This window comes from Desulfoluna sp. (assembly GCF_030145185.1).
GTDB lineage: Bacteria > Desulfobacterota > Desulfobacteria > Desulfobacterales > Desulfolunaceae > Desulfoluna.
In genome coordinates, this window is record NZ_JAQYWB010000101.1 from 1 (window position 1) to 15,638 (window position 15,638).

Annotated in this window: 16 protein-coding genes; 9 read left to right on the forward strand and 7 right to left on the reverse strand. The window is 57.0% G+C overall.

Annotated elements, in window-relative coordinates; all coding sequences use genetic code 11:
* On the reverse strand, positions 1-564 hold a 564-nt coding region (locus Q1Q75_RS20815; RefSeq protein ID WP_300674821.1), incomplete at its 3' end, for a branched-chain amino acid ABC transporter substrate-binding protein.
* A gap of 594 nt (positions 565-1,158) precedes the next feature.
* Here Q1Q75_RS20815 and Q1Q75_RS20820 point away from each other — a divergent pair.
* The 3 genes from Q1Q75_RS20820 to hgcB are packed head-to-tail and all read left to right on the forward strand — an operon-like array spanning position 1,159 to position 2,908.
* The gene (locus Q1Q75_RS20820) at positions 1,159-1,476 is read left to right on the forward strand and encodes a metalloregulator ArsR/SmtB family transcription factor (RefSeq protein WP_300674824.1); all 318 of its coding nucleotides are present in this window, start codon (positions 1,159-1,161) and stop codon (positions 1,474-1,476) included.
* The gene (gene hgcA, locus Q1Q75_RS20825) at positions 1,466-2,608 is read left to right on the forward strand and encodes a mercury methylation corrinoid protein HgcA (protein WP_300674827.1); all 1,143 of its coding nucleotides are present in this window, start codon (positions 1,466-1,468) and stop codon (positions 2,606-2,608) included. The genes Q1Q75_RS20820 and hgcA overlap by 11 nt, the downstream gene beginning before the upstream one ends.
* Before the next feature lie 12 nt (positions 2,609-2,620).
* Positions 2,621-2,908 (forward strand): mercury methylation ferredoxin HgcB, encoded by a 288-nt coding sequence (gene hgcB, locus Q1Q75_RS20830; RefSeq protein ID WP_300674830.1) that lies wholly within the window; start codon positions 2,621-2,623, stop codon positions 2,906-2,908.
* A gap of 178 nt (positions 2,909-3,086) precedes the next feature.
* Here hgcB and Q1Q75_RS20835 read toward each other — a convergent pair whose 3' ends face one another.
* The 4 genes from Q1Q75_RS20835 to Q1Q75_RS20850 all read right to left on the reverse strand — a co-directional run bounded on the left by Q1Q75_RS20835 (position 3,087) and on the right by Q1Q75_RS20850 (position 5,887).
* Positions 3,087-3,314: a hypothetical protein gene (locus Q1Q75_RS20835; RefSeq protein WP_300674833.1), complete on the reverse strand. Its 228-nt coding sequence runs from the start codon at positions 3,312-3,314 to the stop codon at positions 3,087-3,089.
* A gap of 114 nt (positions 3,315-3,428) precedes the next feature.
* Positions 3,429-3,845 (reverse strand): alternative ribosome rescue aminoacyl-tRNA hydrolase ArfB, encoded by a 417-nt coding sequence (arfB, locus tag Q1Q75_RS20840; protein ID WP_300674836.1) that lies wholly within the window; start codon positions 3,843-3,845, stop codon positions 3,429-3,431.
* Positions 3,846-3,857: 12 nt separating this feature from the next.
* Positions 3,858-5,066, reverse strand: a complete 1,209-nt coding sequence (gene mnmH / locus Q1Q75_RS20845; RefSeq protein WP_300674839.1) for a tRNA 2-selenouridine(34) synthase MnmH — start codon at positions 5,064-5,066, stop codon at positions 3,858-3,860.
* Positions 5,067-5,233: 167 nt separating this feature from the next.
* On the reverse strand, positions 5,234-5,887 hold the full coding sequence (locus Q1Q75_RS20850; protein WP_300674842.1) for a class II aldolase/adducin family protein: 654 nt from the start codon (positions 5,885-5,887) through the stop codon (positions 5,234-5,236).
* A 604-nt stretch (positions 5,888-6,491) separates the two neighbouring features.
* Between Q1Q75_RS20850 and Q1Q75_RS20855 the strand changes: the two genes are divergently transcribed.
* The gene (locus tag Q1Q75_RS20855) at positions 6,492-8,429 is read left to right on the forward strand and encodes an aldehyde ferredoxin oxidoreductase family protein (protein ID WP_300674845.1); all 1,938 of its coding nucleotides are present in this window, start codon (positions 6,492-6,494) and stop codon (positions 8,427-8,429) included.
* Between the two features lie 163 nt (positions 8,430-8,592).
* Here Q1Q75_RS20855 and Q1Q75_RS20860 read toward each other — a convergent pair whose 3' ends face one another.
* A complete protein-coding gene (locus Q1Q75_RS20860) occupies positions 8,593-8,760 on the reverse strand; it encodes a FeoB-associated Cys-rich membrane protein (RefSeq protein WP_300674847.1) in 168 nt (55 codons plus the stop codon).
* Between the two features lie 557 nt (positions 8,761-9,317).
* Here Q1Q75_RS20860 and Q1Q75_RS20865 point away from each other — a divergent pair.
* The 5 genes from Q1Q75_RS20865 to Q1Q75_RS20885 all read left to right on the forward strand — a co-directional run bounded on the left by Q1Q75_RS20865 (position 9,318) and on the right by Q1Q75_RS20885 (position 15,051).
* Positions 9,318-9,575, forward strand: coding sequence for a FeoA family protein (locus Q1Q75_RS20865; RefSeq protein WP_300674849.1), 258 nt, complete (start codon positions 9,318-9,320; stop codon positions 9,573-9,575).
* Positions 9,576-9,669: 94 nt separating this feature from the next.
* The gene (gene feoB / locus Q1Q75_RS20870; protein WP_300674851.1) at positions 9,670-11,832 is read left to right on the forward strand and encodes a ferrous iron transport protein B; all 2,163 of its coding nucleotides are present in this window, start codon (positions 9,670-9,672) and stop codon (positions 11,830-11,832) included.
* 567 nt (positions 11,833-12,399) lie between these two features.
* A complete protein-coding gene (locus tag Q1Q75_RS20875; RefSeq protein WP_300674853.1) occupies positions 12,400-13,167 on the forward strand; it encodes a TatD family hydrolase in 768 nt (255 codons plus the stop codon).
* 265 nt (positions 13,168-13,432) lie between these two features.
* Positions 13,433-14,185 (forward strand): tRNA threonylcarbamoyladenosine dehydratase, encoded by a 753-nt coding sequence (locus Q1Q75_RS20880; RefSeq protein WP_300674855.1) that lies wholly within the window; start codon positions 13,433-13,435, stop codon positions 14,183-14,185.
* Between the two features lie 521 nt (positions 14,186-14,706).
* Positions 14,707-15,051, forward strand: a complete 345-nt coding sequence (locus Q1Q75_RS20885) for a hypothetical protein (protein ID WP_300674858.1) — start codon at positions 14,707-14,709, stop codon at positions 15,049-15,051.
* A 405-nt stretch (positions 15,052-15,456) separates the two neighbouring features.
* On the opposite strand, the gene Q1Q75_RS20890 is transcribed toward Q1Q75_RS20885, so the two are convergent.
* Positions 15,457-15,638 (reverse strand): alpha/beta hydrolase (locus Q1Q75_RS20890; RefSeq protein ID WP_300674861.1); only part of this gene is annotated, 182 nt, incomplete at its 5' end.

Below are 15,638 nucleotides of genomic sequence, written 5' to 3' on the forward strand. Positions count from 1 at the left end.
GATATCCACGGGCTGTTTTTTCAGGAGAGCCTTGGCTTCATCGGCCAGGCCCTTGGCGTACGTGGTGTTGTCGTGAAGGATGGCAATCTTTTTGAACCCCATGTTGACGAGGGTCTTCATCGCGACGCTGCCCTGTTCGTCGTCTCTCGGGCAGGTGCGGAAGAAGTATTTCAGTCCTTTTTCCGAGAGGCGGATGGCCGTGGATCCGTTGGCGATATGGATGATCTCCTCTTCGTCGTAAATATTCTGAGAGGCTTCGGTGATGGAGGACCCATAGGTGCCGATCACGGCGATGATGTCACGGGTGGCAAGCCGTTGGGCGGCCAGGGCAGCCGTCCGGGGATCCCCGGCGTCGTCTTCGGTGATGATCTCCACCTGCTGGCCAAGAAGACCGCCCTTGGCGTTGACTTCATCGGCGAGCAGCTCAACGATTTGTTTCATATCCTGGCCTTCGCTGGCCCAGGAACCGGTGAGGGGACACATGAGGCCGATCTTGAGGGTCGCGGCCGCGGCGAAGGATGCCATCAGGGAAAAACACAAGGCAAGAAACAGAATTCTTTTCATAAGCACATCTCCTCTGGTTGATGTCGGTGTGGCGGGATTCGGTCCCATCCGAAATTCAGGATAACAGGGGTCAGTGTCTGGGACTCCGACGGCAGTCCACGGGACCGCTTACCTGCTCATTTGGGCCGGATATACCTTGTCGCTTTGGCACGTCAAGCTATCTGTTGTTTACTATTATGCATGGGTGATAAGGCATGACGATGCCCGCGCGTAAGTCAACGAACCATAGGCACATTACGGCAATGCTTTATCGGAACGACACATGAAAAGCGTGCCGTAAAGCTGGCGTTGAGTTGTCCTTACGATGGGCTATTTAACTCGTATTTCGGTAAAACATCAAGTTTTTTCTATGGATTGCTGGGTTATGACTTGCTTGAAAGTTCCTTCATTTCAAGGGCGCTGGACGGGAACTTGGCTGGTAGTCCGCCCATATGACACCTGATTGGTAAGATGAATTAGACATACGGAGCAAGCGCTGTCCCACCCCGCGGGTGCGGAAATATCCGAGAGTCCAAAGAGAACTCTGGGTTTGACAGGGGCGAGGCGGATGTATTATCGTAATTATACGATTAAATAAAGATCAAGGAGGTCGCTGTGACATCACCGGATGGACATCGGGCCCACAGGCTGGGCGAACTCTGCAAGGCCCTGGCTCACCCTGCGCGCATTGAAATTCTCAACCACCTTTTGGCGGAAGACCGCTGTATTTGCGGCGATCTCGTGGCGGTGTTGCCCCTGGCTCAGTCCACGGTGAGCCAGCACCTGAGGGTCCTGAGGAAGGCCGGGCTTGTCCAGGGTGAGGTGGAGGGGCCGAAAACCTGTTATTGCGTGGACCCAGAGGTGCTCGGAGAGTTGAAGCTGCTGGTGGGAGGGTTGGGGCAGATGATTGAGGAGAGAGTGGATGAAGGATAATCTGATGGCCTTTGGAGAGAGCGCGGCTCGGGACCTGGGCGCCCCCTGTTGTTGCGGGCCGGCCTCGGAGGGCGATGACCGGGAGATGCCGGGTTACAGCGTGTGCCGCTTTGTGGACTCCTTTATGGAGACTCCTGAAGGGGCCGTGCCGGTGGTGAAAACCCGCCTTGAAAGGGTGGATCATCTGGGGACTCTGGCGGCACGGTGCAACGTGGGGCGAAGCGACTACAGGGTAGCTCCCGGGCTTTACGCCGTGGGCGAGCCGACGGAGACTGCGCCGGTTCTGGTGACGGCCAACTACAAGATGAGTTTTGACGCTGTGAGACGGACGCTTTCGGGTATGAATGCCTGGCTCCTGGTGGTGGATACAAAGGGGATCAACGTCTGGTGCGCAGCGGGCAAGGGCAGCTTCTCTGCCGAGGGGGTGGCGGCGATGGTGACGAAGACGGGCCTTACTCAGGTGGTCTCTCACCGAAAGCTGATTCTGCCCCAGCTTTGCGCCAACGGGGTGACGGCTCGGGAGGTGAAAAAACGGTGTGGGTTCCGGGCTGAGTTTGGCCCCCTTCGTGCCTCGGATCTGCCCGGGTTTATACAAAGCGGGTTGAACGCCGATGCGGGCATGCGCCGCATCACCTTTACCTTGAAAGAACGACTTGAATTGATGCCCGTGGAGGTGAGTCTGACGGGCCGGCATCTGCTCTGGCTGGTGCCCGCCCTTTTTCTCCTTTCGGGGGTCGGGCCGGGCTTTTTCTCCTTTTCACAGGCGGTTCTTAAGGGTGTCGCTGCATGGTCGGCCCTTTTTACAGGCATCCTGGCTGGTGCCGTCATCACTCCGGCCCTGCTCCCCTGGCTTCCCGGGCGGGCTTTTGCAGTTAAAGGGGCTCTGGCGGGCCTGCTCTGCGGACTTCCTTTCGGGCTTTTTTACTGGAATGAGGTGGGCATGGGGAGTCTGTTCGCGTTGATTTGCTGGCTGACGGCCGTGAGCTCGTATCTGGCCATGAATTTTACCGGTGCCACCCCTTATACCTCCCCCACAGGGGTCGAGCATGAGATGAAGCGGGCCATTCCTGCCCAGGCCGTCGCTGTCATCGTGGGGTTGATCATCTGGCTGGCTGCGCCCTTTACAGGCTAAGGAGGATTTACCATGAAAGATCTTCGATACATCGACAACATGGCCACCTTGAAGCTGCATACCGATCTCTGCGTCGGATGCGGACTCTGCACCACCGTCTGCCCGCACGGCGTTTTTTCTCTGGAGGGGCCAAAGGCCCGCATTGACGACTTGAACGGCTGTATGGAGTGCGGCGCCTGCGCCCGAAATTGCCCGGTGGCCGCTATCTCTGTCAACCCTGGCGTCGGTTGCGCCGCGTACATCATCTCCGGCTGGATCAAGGGCAAAGACAAGGCTTCCTGTGGGGGTGGGTGCTGTTAAAGCAAAAAAATTGCCTCCGGCGGCGAGGTGTGTCACCTCGAAAGCGGGTTTGCGAATGCCCATCGGGAGTCGCCACTCCGGGCTGAAATGCGTTCGCATTCGCGTGAAGTGCAAGGAATCGCACAGTGCGTCGCAAGTGCATGAGCTACCGGTGCTTCCGTGTCAATTCGCGGGTTTCTTATGCCTTCCCTTTATACAGAAGAAATCGTGGGTAATAGAGACCCCAGTGGATGGAGGCGCACCTCAGGCCGAAGGCCAGGGCCAGGCCGCCGTAGCGGTTGAAGGGGGCCTCCGGGGCCAGGTGGAGGAGGGTGCAGAAGAGATCCATGTCTTTCTTGCCCGCTGCCACCACGCCGGTGATGGAAAAGGCGGCGATGCCCACCATGCCGATAAGATAAATAATCATGACGCCTTGCCTGATCTGAATGTTGAGGGTTGCACTGGGCGCCTGCCTGTCACAACGCCCCTCTTCAGCAACGGGAATAGGTGTCTCGGGAGGCTCGCCATGACATGTGACGGATTAATGCGTTATTTTTCCACGATTTTTTTTGATGTCGCTGCGTCGGGTTTTGGCGTTCATGCGTTTTGCCCGGGCATTTTTGGAGGGTCGGGTGGGGCGTCTTTTCTTGGGGGTGATTGTGACGCTTCGAATCAGGCTGATCAGTCGCTCTACAGCCCCCTGGCGATTCATCTCCTGGCTGCGGTGCTCCCGGGATTTGATGATGACGATGCCCTCGTCGGTGATGCGGTGATCAGAGAGGGCCAGGAGCCTCTCCTTGTAAAGCTCCGGCAGGGAGGAGGCCCGGATGTCGAAGCGCAGATGGATGGCCGTGGAGGAGGTGTTGACGTGCTGGCCTCCGGGACCGGAGGCCTTGACGGCTGAGAGCTCCACCTCCGCGTCGCCAAGGGCCAGGTGTTGGGAAATGAGAATGGGCATGGGGCTTCTCCGTCAGGATGCCTGAATGCGGTCCGCGTACCAGGCGACGATGACCTTGGCGGCCTGATCCACATGGGCGTTGTCCACGATGGCAAGGGGTGTTTTCTCGACCCCTTTGTACACCTTGTCGTAGTAATCCACCATCACTTCGCGCAGGAAGGTGAGGTAGTCTCCGGCGTCGATGGCTTCAAACCATCTCTCCACAGCCTGGGTGCCCACCCGCCGCGTCAGGTACCGGATGGCGTCTTTGACCATGGTCTCAGCCTGTTTGCCGCCGCTGCCGAAATATTCCCGTTTCAGGCGATCCAGCCGGGCGTCCAGGGGACAGGTAAGCCCGATGTGGGCCTCCTGCTCCAAGGCGCGGCAGATCGTCGGAGGCAGGTTAAACTGGCCGATTTTCTTGCTCTCCATCTCGGTGAGAAAGGGGGGCAGGCTGCCGTCTTTGCGCCGGTGCTGAAGCAGGTTGACATAGAGGTGGGTCTCAAAGTCCCGCTGGCTTTTGGCCAGGGAGTCCCCCATGAGAGCAAACCGAATCTCACCGAAGACCGAGGCGGCGTGGCCTGCCGCAGCTTCGAGGTGAAGGACGGGGATCTCCGGGTGGTGGGCCTGGATATACTCCAGAAGCTCAGATTTGCCGCATCCGGTCTTTCCGGACAGGGGGTAAAGGGTCAGCTCCTGATCGTAAAGCAGGGTGTGGACCTCTTTTCGGAAGGCTTTCTGGCCTCCATCGAGGCGTACGGCATTGATGCCGTTTTCGTTGAGCATGCTGGATGTGTAGCGGCTTCGGCCTCCTCCCCGCCAGCAGTAGAGGAAGACCGGCCTGTCCTGGGCCAGCTCGCGGACTTTTTCGAGGTAGGCGTCTTCTTTTTCTTTTGCCAGGTGCCAGGCGTAGGAGAGGGCGAGGCCCTTGTCGTGACGCTTGTAGATGAGCCCCACCCTGTGGCGCTCTTCGTTGGTCAGGATCGGGAGATTGACGGCGAAGGGGAGGCGTTCTTTTTCGAATTCAGCCTCGGACCGTACATCAATCAGGGTGACGGCTCCCGGGTTCCCATGGGCGAGATCGGTGAGGATGTCTGTAAAGGCGTCCTGGGGAATCACCCGTTCGATGGAGGCGAGGTCCTGAAAGTGTACGTGGGGGAGATTCAGGGGGAGCACCTGGGTGAGCAGGGCTTCCAGCTCCTCTTTCTGGGGGTGATTGTCGGTGTCGCTATGGGGGGTCATGGGGACTTCCTGTTGTCTTCGGTGTCAGGCTCTGTGGCCTTGTGGTACGCACGTTAATTCTTTTGTGCCCGTTTCTTATCAGAAAGGGACCCTGGGATGCCACCCCAAAAAAAACGAAGGCCGGGGCAGGGCGATGACCTGTACCGGAAAGCCGTGGCCTTTGAGGGTTACAGCGTTTGTCGGATCTCTTCCCAAAAATGAAGGGCCTCTGCCGGGAGGGTGGTGATGGGCAGGCCCGTGGACAGGGCATGGTGGTAAACCCTGGCGGCCTTTTCGAGGAGCTCTGCGTTTCGCATGGCCTGCTTGAGGTCGCGGCCAAGATTTAATGCGCCGTGGTTCTGCATGATAAAACAGGAACAGCCGTTGGTGACGCTTTTCCCCACCTGTGCCGCTAACGCGTCGGAACCGCTGAGGGCATAGGGGATGACAGCTATCTGATGGCCGATCAGCATGGCAATTTCGTCAAAGAGAGGGGGAATGGGCGTGTTGAGAACCGCGAAGATGCTGGCGTGGAACTGGTGGGTATGGGCCACGGCGTTGACGTCGGGGCGCCGGGTGTAGAGGGTGGCGTGCATGCCGGCCTCGATGGAGGGCTTGAGGTCGCCTTCGATTAGGTGGAGGTCGAAGTCCAGGAGACAGATCTCCTCGGAGGTGAGCTCGTGGTAGGGAACCGATGACGGGGTGATGGCGAACAGGTTTTTCCCCGGAACCCGGGCGGAGACGTTGCCCCCTGAGCTTAATTGAGTGCCGAAGTAATGGTTTTCCGAGAGCCAGAGGGCGGCGTCCAGGACCTCTTGTTTTATGCTGACATACGTATCCATGGACGAATCCTTACCTAAATAGTCATTGGGTTGGGGCGGAAAACAGTGCCAAGCCCCGGATAGAAGCTCTGAAGCCTCGCAGCGCTTAGTATAGGCCCCCGGAATGATGGAGTAAAGAAGATTGATAGGGTTGCCAATCGGGGGATAATACGTTAATAGCTGACGTTTGCTCGGATTTTTGATTGCGTTTTGTGGGGCAATTTTTTTGGTAACTGTTCAGCTCCCCAAAAAGCCTCCGGCGGCAAGGGTGGCGAAGCCACTTAGGCTAAAATACCTTGAAAGCAGGGTAACTATTCAGCTCGAAAAAGCAGCCTCCGGCGGCAAGGTGTGCCACCTTGAAAGCAGGTTGCGGATGCGCTTTGCCCCTCGTTCCTCGGGTCAAATCACATCCGCCTTTAAGACGGAATTCGTTCGAGGACACTTTTTTAAGACCTGTTTATTAAACTTTTTAAAAGTTTAGCCCCCGGCAGGGCCGCCGGAGGCATAAGCTGAATCGTTACATTTTTTTTAAAAAAAAGGCCTTATGACAGGTGCGGTTTCGTGCGTCATGATTGAAGTGGACCCATGGATGGGGCGATGGCCGAATCGCCCGGGGAGTGTCGTTATGTTCGGATGGTGTGGAACCGTTCTTCGTGTAGATTTGACCTGTAAAACCTTGGAAAAAAAAGACCTGGATCCCCAGGTCGCCCAAGATTTTCTCGGGGGGCGAGGGCTCAACGCAAAAACCCTGTTTGATGAGCTGGGGCCGGGGGTCGACCCCCTGGGACCCGAAAACCTCCTCTGTTTTGCCACAGGAACCCTGACAGCAACCACCATGGGCCTCTCCAGCCGCCTGCACGTCAGCACCCTCTCTCCGTACAGCGGCATCATGGGGGACGGTAACGTCGGGGGGGCCATGGCCCATGTCATGAAACGGGCCGGGTACGATCAGATGGTGGTGTCCGGGGCCTCCGACACCCCTGTTTATCTTCTGATCGAGGACGGAGACGTTTCCTTTCACGACGCCGATGATCTCTGGGGCCTCGACACCTGGGCCACTACGGATCTCCTGGTGGAGCGCCACGGCAAAGGCGTGTGTGTGGCATGTATCGGGCAGGCCGGGGAGAATCTGGTGCGCCTGGCCTCCACCATGGTGGACAAATACGCCTCGGCCTCCCGGGGCAGTGGGGCCGTCTGGGGGTCCAAAAAATTGAAGGCCATCGTGCTCCGGGGCACAGGCCGCCCTGAACTCTTTGACCGGAAAGGATTCCTCGCGCTTTCTAAAGAGGACAAGCGGTTCATGGCCGAAGATCGGGTGCAGAAAGAGGTGGCCGCCGTCTATGGCTCCCATTACGGTATCACCCATTGGTTTCCCGGTTCCCGAAATTTTGAAAAAGAGCTTTCCCCCGAAGAGGTGCCTGAACAGTTGCGCCACGAAGCCTGGAAAGAGTACGAGATCGACCGTGTGGGCTGCCAGAGCTGCCATATCAAGTGCAAGAACGTGTATAAAATTCCCAAGGGAGATCGCAAGGGAGAGATCGGGGAAGGCATGGAGTACGAAGCGGTCTATTGCCTTGGCACCAACTGCGGGGTGGAAGATCCCGTGGCCATTATGGAGATGGAGAACCTCTGCGACGCCTATGGGGTGGATGTGATTGCCATTGGGAATACCATCGCCCTGGCCAAAGACCTCTACAACCGGGGTATCATTGATGACAGCGTCACCGGCGGCCTGGATCTCTCCTGGGAAAACGCGAAAGATCAGGTGGAACTGGTCCATAAAACCGTCATGCGTGAAGGCTTCGGCAACCTCATCGCTGAAGGGATGTACTCCCTGGCCAAAATCATCGGAAACGGGGCCATGGAGCACTGCTATCATACCAAAGGGCTGGGCCGTGGGGTCTACCCCGCCGGGCTCTTTACCCTGGCCCACGCCATCGCCACACGGGGCGCCGACCACCTGCGGGGCCGCAGCTGGTCCTGTGGGGAAAATTCGGATGAAGACGTGCTTAAAGACCTTATGGACAAAGGCATCATCACCGATGACCCCGTTCACTCCATGATCCACGGGGAGAGGGTGACCACCCTGGCCGATACCATCGGCCGCTGCAAGGGGGCTGTTAACACCTGGACCTGCGCCCTGCCCCTGATCTGGAAAGGCTCTCTTTTTGACGGCCTGGCCGAGATGCTGACCAAGGCCACCGGTATCCCTTACACCGGAGCCCTGGTGGAGGCGGTCTCTGATCGTATTGGGGCGGTGGAACGAGCCTTTAACGCCCGCCAGGGCATCACCCTCGCCGACGATATGCTGCCCCAGCGTCCGGAGTTTAAACACACCCAGGAAGGGGCGGCGGAGAGGGAGGCTCATATGGCCCTGGTCAAAGCCTGGTATGAAGAGAACGGCTACGATCCCGAAACCGGTTTGCCCACCCGGGAGACCTGTGACCGTCTCAATATTTCGGAGGTGGTGACGACCCTGGACAAAGAACGGCCCTATAAAAAATGGGACGGCCCCCTTCTCATGGCCTTGGACGCCTACCCAAAAGGCGGGCAGCGAGTCTGAATGAGGTCCGGATAATTTAAAATAAAGAAGGCCCGTAACGGATCCTTGACAGGGTTGGTTACGGGCCTTTGTCTTTGAGGGGAGGGGACTTTTGACGGGTCCCACACCGTGCGCAGCTATCCTGAACCGGGCGGGATGATTGACGGGGAATCAGATCCTGATTTTAAAGAAGCCGTTTGTCTTTTGGGATGTCACAGGTTGTGTTGCTTTTGCATTGGGAGCATCCGCCGCCGCAACCGCTTTTTTTCCCGGTGAAGGTTTGGTGGAGGGACCGCACGAAAAAGAAAAAGGCGGCGGCTACCACAAGGATGACGATGATTGTGTCCAGCATGGTATGATTCTCTTGAAAAGGATTTCAAACGGTTGCGTTCATTCGAACAGGCGCGTTGCCTGCGGTCCCTGTCCGGGGCGTCCCCTGTGGGCGCTCCAAAAAGATAGGCGAGGGGAGGGGGGTTGTCAATATAAAAAGTTAGGCTAACCAAGAAACATTTAGTATGATTATAAAGGTTCTGTGGGGCTCATAAAAGCGGGTGCTATGCTTAACGTCTTTGAATCATAGCTTTTTAGAATTTTTCCAAGGCGGAGGTTCCATGGCGGGGAAGCTCTGGAATCCTTGAAAAAAGAGTTGCGTGAGGGTAGGAGGTATGCTATCAACCATAAAAACTTTGGCTTGCCAAAAAAGATTGTCATGCCAAATGCCGAGGGGTGAGATTTAAAAAAGCCTCCCGGTAAACCAGGAGGCCATCGTACCTGAGGACGCACCTCCCCGCAGATGAGAGCGGCAGGCAACGCAGTTCAGGGACGCCCACTCCAGTTTGGAGGCGGCAGCGGTGGCGTGGGGCATGAGACCCCGTTTTATCTTTCCTTAAAGAGCAGTGTGACGCTGAGATGAGTGAGGCAACAATGGCGGAAATGATGAGTTTACGTAAGATGAAGGTCGAGCAGAAGGGGATTATTCGTATGGTTACCGGAGATGGAGAGCTGGGCCGTCGGATTCGGGACATGGGCATTGTTCCCAACACCGAGTTTATGGTCCTCGGTAAGGCCCCCTTGAAGGACCCAGTGGCGATTCGGTTGAGGGATTTTACCCTGACCCTTCGGAACAGTGAAGCGGATTTTATTTTTGTGGACCCCATCGAAGGATAGCTTCAGCAGGGTTCAAAAAGACCGCTCTCTTTGTTTCAGGTCGCCCGTTGCGGCGCAATGACACAGACATCTTACACAGGTATACTAAACAACCATGGATAAACAATTGACGCTGGCCTTAGCCGGCAACCCGAACTCCGGTAAAACCACCATGTATAATGCCCTCACCGGTGCACGGCAGAGGGTGGGCAACTATCCCGGGGTGACCGTTGAACACCGCGAAGGGGATGCCCGTCACAATGGACAGGATCTCACCATCGTGGATCTTCCCGGGACCTACTCTCTGACCGCTTATACCCCTGAGGAGCTGGTGGCTCGAGATTATATCGTGGAACGCCGCCCCCATGCAGTGGTCAACATCGTGGATGCCACCAGTCTGGAGCGCAACCTTTACTTAAGCCTTCAGTTCATGGAACTCGGGGTGCCGGTCGTGATCGCCCTCAACATGATGGATGCGGTCAGAAAGCAGGGCAAAGAGATTGATACGGCCCTTCTCTCCAAACTTCTCGGCCTTCCTGTGGTGGAGACCGTGGCACGTACCGGTGACGGGAAACATGCCCTCCTGGAAGAGGCCATTCGGTTTTCCGGTGAAAAACAGGGGCAATGGGAGCCTCTGACCATTTCCTATGGGCCGGATCTTGATCCGGTCATCCACCAGATGGAGACGGTGATTGAGAAACATGATTTTTTGACCGGGCGTGCTCCGTCCCGTTGGGTGGCCATCAAGTTTCTGGAAAATGACGAGCAGGTGGTGAAGATGGGGGCGAGGCAGGATGCGGAGACAACCGCGACCCTCACCAAAATGACCGAGGACGTGGCCCGGCATTGCCGCTCGACCCTGAAGATCAGCCCTGAATCATTGATTGCCGATTATCGTTATGGCTACATCGCCTCCCTGATGAAGGAGGGGGTCGTCCGGGCCGTTCGTCCCCAGGCGCGCCTGCAGCTTTCGGATCAGCTGGACAAGGTCCTGACCCAGCAGTTTATGGGGCCGGCCATCATGATTGGCATCCTCTACACCATTTTTTATGCCACCTTCACCCTGGGCGAAATCCCCATGGGCTGGGTGGAGAACTTCTTTTCCTGGTTCTCGGGCCTGGCCACATCCATCCTCCCCGAGGGGATGCTTCAGTCCATGGTCGTGGACGGCATCATCGGCGGCGTGGGCGGCGTGCTCGGCTTTGTGCCTCTGATCATGGTGATGTTCATGATGATCGCCTTTCTCGAAGATTCCGGCTATATGGCCCGCATGGCGTATATGATGGACCGGGTGATGCGTGCCTTTGGTCTTCACGGCTCCTCGGTCATGCCTTTTATCGTTTCCGGCGGCATCGCCGGGGGCTGCGCCGTACCTGGCGTTATGGCCACCCGGACCCTGAGGAGTCCCAAAGAGAAGCTCGCCACCGTGCTCACCGCTCCTTTTATGTGCTGCGGCGCCAAAGTGCCGGTGATCATCCTGATCTCCGCTGCCTTCTTTGACAATTCCGCGTCCGTCATGTTCTGGACGGTCATTGGCGGATGGGTGGCGGCCCTTCTGGTGGCAAAACTCCTGCGTTCCACCGTGATCAAAGGGGAATCCACCCCCTTTGTTATGGAACTGCCTCCCTACCGAATGCCCACCCTTAAAGGGCTTCTCATCCATACTTGGGAGCGGGCCTGGTCCTATATTAAAAAGGCCGGTACCGTGATCCTCGGGATCTCCATTCTTATCTGGGCCATGATGACGTTCCCCGGCCTTCCCGAAACGAAGGTGGCGGATTATGAGGCCCAGCGTACGACGGCTGAGTCCACCTTGAGCGCCGAAGGCCTTGAACAGCGCCTTTCAGAGCTTAATAACCTGGAATCCCAGGAGGCTCTCAGGTACTCTGTTGCCGGAAAGATCGGCACCGCCATGGAGTCCGTCACCCAGTTCGCCGGGTTTGATTGGCGGACCAACATCGCCCTGGTGGGCGGCTTCGCCGCCAAAGAGGTCATCGTCTCCACCCTGGGGACGGCCTACTCCCTGGGTGAGGTGGACGCCGAAGAGACCGAAGGGCTCTCTAAACGTCTGGCCGCCGACCCCACCTGGAGTGTGGCCACCGCCGTGGCCCTCCTGGTCTTTGTGATGCTCTACGCCCCCTGTTTTGTCACGGTCGTGGTCATCGCCCGGGAGACCTCCTGGAAATGGGCTACCTTCAGCGTGGTCTTCAACACGGGCTTTGCCTTTGCCCTCTCCGTTATTGCTTACCAGTTCACCCGGGCCGTGATGGGCGGATAGAAAGAGATCGTGGGTGGGAAAGAAAGGTGCCTCCGGCGGCGAGGTGAGCCACCTCGAAAGCGGGCTTGCGAATGCGCATCGGGAGTCGTCACTCCGGGCTGAAATGCATCCGCATTCGCAGGAAGTTTGGGGGCATGCGGGGTGCGTCTCGAGCGTATGAGCTGCGGGGACTCCGATTTCAAACCCGCTAACGGTTTTTAGCGAAAAAACTCTGGCGGCAAGGGAGGTAAATCCCCTGTCGAAAGAATAAAATGCCGCTGCGTTTCGCCCCTCGGGGTAAAGCGTAGCGGCATTTCTATTTTTTATAACCACTGCCTATTCCAAGCTGTCTGTTAAATCCACGGGTTGGCCTGGGAGCACCGACAGCTCACGCGCTTGCGACACAGGTAACGGTCCCTTACACTCCGCGCGAATGCGGACGCGACTCCCCGGGTGTGGTGACAACCGCAGCGCATTCGCAAAATAGCTTTCAAGGTGGCACACCTTGCCACCGGAGGTCTGCTTTTTTGTCTTTTTCAAAAAGACAAATTCTTGAAAAGGGGACCCAGCGCTTGTAACATGCCCTTCATGAAACTCTTTGATACCCATGCACACCTTCAGGACCCGCGTCTGGCGGGCGTCGTTGATGCCATGATGGACCGGGCCCGCGCCATCGGAGTGTCCCGGATTCTCTCCTGCGGGACCCGGGAAGACGACTGGGCACCGCTGACAGCCCTCGCCGCGCGTTATCCCGAGATTCTCCCCGCCTACGGCGTCCATCCCTGGTTTATCGAGACCCTCTCCCCGGATTGGGTGAATGCCCTGGGGCAACGGTTGACGGAGAATCGGGCGGCCGTAGGAGAGATCGGCCTCGATTTTGTGGTGGAGGGGCTGGACCGGGGTAAGCAGGAAGCCGTTTTTCTGGCCCAGCTTCGATTGGCCAGGGCCCTGAAACGGCCTGTCTCCATCCATTGCCGCAAGGCCTGGGGACGCCTGATGGACCTTTTGAAACAGGAGGGGGGGCTTCCCCACGGCGGCGCCATCCACTCCTTCTCCGGTTCCATGGAGGTGGCCCAAGAGCTGGTGCGTCTCGGTGCCTTTCTCTCCTTTTCCGGCTCCATCACCCGCCCCAATAACCACAAAGCAAAAAAAAATGCCGCTGCCGTTCCCCCGGATCGCCTCCTCATCGAAACCGACAGCCCCGATATCCTTCCCGAAAATCTCCCAGGCCCTTTGAACGAACCCGCTCATGTGATACAAGTCGTGACCACCCTGGCAACCGTGCGCAAGACCACCCCTGAAAGCGTAGCTGAAATGACGTGGAATAACGCGCTGGGATTGTTTGGGGACGGATAGAGAAAGGGAAAAAGCGTGCCTCCGGCGGGCTGCGCCCGCCACCAAAGTTGGTGACTATAGGGGCATTGTCACAAGCTTTGTAAACTTGTCACGCCGGAGGCTTTTGCGTAGGCGGATCCCTCGGGTCAAATCACATCCGCCATTAAAACGAAATTCATTCAAGAAGAATTTTTAAGGCCTGTTTGTTAAACTTTTCAAAAGTTTAGCCCCCGGCAGGGCCGCCGGAGGCTGATGTTTTATTCTTAAAGAAGGCGAAACAAAAGACATGACGACATCCATGCGCCATGCGCGTACTGAGCAGCTCCTCGGGGAAGAGGGGCTGGAAACATTGAAGGACGCCCGAGTGACCCTCTGCGGGCTGGGAGCTGTGGGCTCTTTTGCGGCGGAGGCCCTGGCGCGGGCGGGTGTGGGCCATCTCACCCTGGTGGACTACGATGTGGTCAGCCCGAGCAACATCAACCGTCAGCTTTATGCCTTAACCTCCACCGTGGGCATGAAGAAGACGGCGGTGGCCGAAGCGCGGATCAAAGATATCAACCCCGAGTGCGAGGTAACGGTCTTCGACTGCTTCCTTAACGAAGAGACCACCGATAAGATCCTCGCCCACCCCAGGGATGTGGTGGTGGACGCCATCGATAGCCTCTCCGCCAAAGTTTTTCTCATCATCGACGCCAGAAAGCTTGGGCTTCCCGTCGTCTCCAGCATGGGTGCCGCAGGAAAACTCGATTCCGACGCCATTACCTGCGCCGATATCTCTGATACCTGCATCTGCCCCCTGGCCAAATGCGTGAGGCGTCGTCTCCATCGAAACGGAGTCTTTGACGGCGTCCGCTGCGTCTATACCACGGAACGGACAATGAAAAATCCCTCCGCCGTCGCCGAAGAACCCGCCGACGACGGCTTTCGCGCCGCCCCGGTCCTCGGCAGCATCTCCTACATTACCGGTATCTTTGGCCTCAAAGTTGCCGGCGAAGTCATTCGGATTATCCTGGAAAAAAGGCAAGGGGAAGGGATTTAAAAGCCTGCCTCCGGCGGCGAGGTGTGCCACCTCGAAAGCGGGTTGGCGAATGCGCATCGGGCGTCGTCACTCCAGGCTGAAATGCGTCCGCATTCGCGTGTAATGCAAGGAAACGCCCCGTGCGTCACAAGTGCATGAGCTGTAGGTGGGCAGAATCACACCCAGCCGTTGATTTTAACCGGCATCACTCCGGCAGGCAGTTTTTTTTTTGCTGTCGTGGATTCGCCACCTTCTGCACCCCGGGTTCGGTATCGGCTCTTGCTGTTCTTTATGGGGACAAAATAAAAATGGGACCAAAATAAAAAGAATGACCCGGGTGAAGAGGCCTCCTCTTGATCTTTCCAATTACGTGTGAGATGATTTTGAAAAAAGAATAACACGCTATATTTATTTAAAATCCATGTCTTGAAATCCCTTATGAAATTCTGAAAGACCCAGACCGCGAGTGCCACGGCTTGGATATTTTTGTGGCCACGCCTCGTGACACCTCTTTAACCTGAGAGAATTGAAGGAGCGGGACCATGCCATCAGAGAATGTCATTTATTTTTTCTGGCCGGAGATGAATATCACCGTGTCTGTTGCAGCTCTTGTGCTGGCGCTGGCTGTTTTTGTGTTTGGGGCCTTCAGTGGCGTTCGGGCCAATAAAATCCGTATTATCTTTGCCGTGGTCCTGGCCGCATTGCTGGGTGGATTGACCATGCCCCTGGCTGTCAAAATGGCTTCGGTCTTGCATCTTGTGAACACGAAGGCAGGCGTTGTGATTCTTGTGACGGCCATGATGGTGTTTGTTGCGGCCCTTGCCACGAGTATTTATGAGATCGTCACGGTGACCTTTCCAGACATCGGCATGGCCTCTAAAAAGTGATGCCATTCGCCGGTGGTGACGTCCTTGTCGCGAAAATACAGCCAACGCGGGTTGCCATCACCTGCCCCCCCCCCTCCCTTCCTTCGCAGGGAGCCTTTTGAAGCAAAAGCCCGCAGTCGATCCAACAGGATCGATTGTGGGCTTTTGGATGATGGGGCAAGGGGATTCTCTCCTGACCGCCGGAGTGATTCCGGTTTGTGTTAACCCGTGAATGGATACGAAAGCCCTGACGGCTCATGCATTTGCGAGGTACGATGCACGTCTCAGCCTTCACGCGAATGCGGACGCCTTTCAGCTTGAGATGCCGACGGCCATATCGCATTCGCAAACCCGCTTTCAAGGTGGCTCCACCTTGCCGCCGGAGGCGTTTTTTGCCTTTATCTTTTTGTCCTTATCTTTTTGCCCTTACAGCTTTTCCAAAAATCGGACCAGATGGCGGTGGAAGGTCTCGGTCTGGTTGAGGTAGGTGGGGTGGCCGCCGCCGGGGATAATGACCACTTCGCTGTCGGCCAGGACGCTGTCTAAGATGTGGGCGTTTTCCATGGGGACGATGGGGTCGTCGTCGCCCCAGATGATGAGGAAGGGCA

Coding starts and splice junctions, on each gene's coding strand:
- arfB (WP_300674836.1), bottom strand. CDS start 3,845: ATGCCCATTCTCATTTCCCAACACCTGGCCCTTGGCGACGCGGAGGTG.
- Q1Q75_RS20850 (WP_300674842.1), bottom strand. CDS start 5,887: ATGGATACGTATGTCAGCATAAAACAAGAGGTCCTGGACGCCGCCCTC.
- Q1Q75_RS20880 (WP_300674855.1), top strand. CDS start 13,433: ATGACGACATCCATGCGCCATGCGCGTACTGAGCAGCTCCTCGGGGAA.
- hgcA (WP_300674827.1), top strand. CDS start 1,466: ATGAAGGATAATCTGATGGCCTTTGGAGAGAGCGCGGCTCGGGACCTG.
- feoB (WP_300674851.1), top strand. CDS start 9,670: ATGGATAAACAATTGACGCTGGCCTTAGCCGGCAACCCGAACTCCGGT.
- Q1Q75_RS20860 (WP_300674847.1), bottom strand. CDS start 8,760: ATGCTGGACACAATCATCGTCATCCTTGTGGTAGCCGCCGCCTTTTTC.
- mnmH (WP_300674839.1), bottom strand. CDS start 5,066: ATGACCCCCCATAGCGACACCGACAATCACCCCCAGAAAGAGGAGCTG.
- Q1Q75_RS20885 (WP_300674858.1), top strand. CDS start 14,707: ATGCCATCAGAGAATGTCATTTATTTTTTCTGGCCGGAGATGAATATC.
- Q1Q75_RS20855 (WP_300674845.1), top strand. CDS start 6,492: ATGTTCGGATGGTGTGGAACCGTTCTTCGTGTAGATTTGACCTGTAAA.
- Q1Q75_RS20865 (WP_300674849.1), top strand. CDS start 9,318: ATGAGTGAGGCAACAATGGCGGAAATGATGAGTTTACGTAAGATGAAG.
- Q1Q75_RS20875 (WP_300674853.1), top strand. CDS start 12,400: ATGAAACTCTTTGATACCCATGCACACCTTCAGGACCCGCGTCTGGCG.
- hgcB (WP_300674830.1), top strand. CDS start 2,621: ATGAAAGATCTTCGATACATCGACAACATGGCCACCTTGAAGCTGCAT.
- Q1Q75_RS20835 (WP_300674833.1), bottom strand. CDS start 3,314: ATGATTATTTATCTTATCGGCATGGTGGGCATCGCCGCCTTTTCCATC.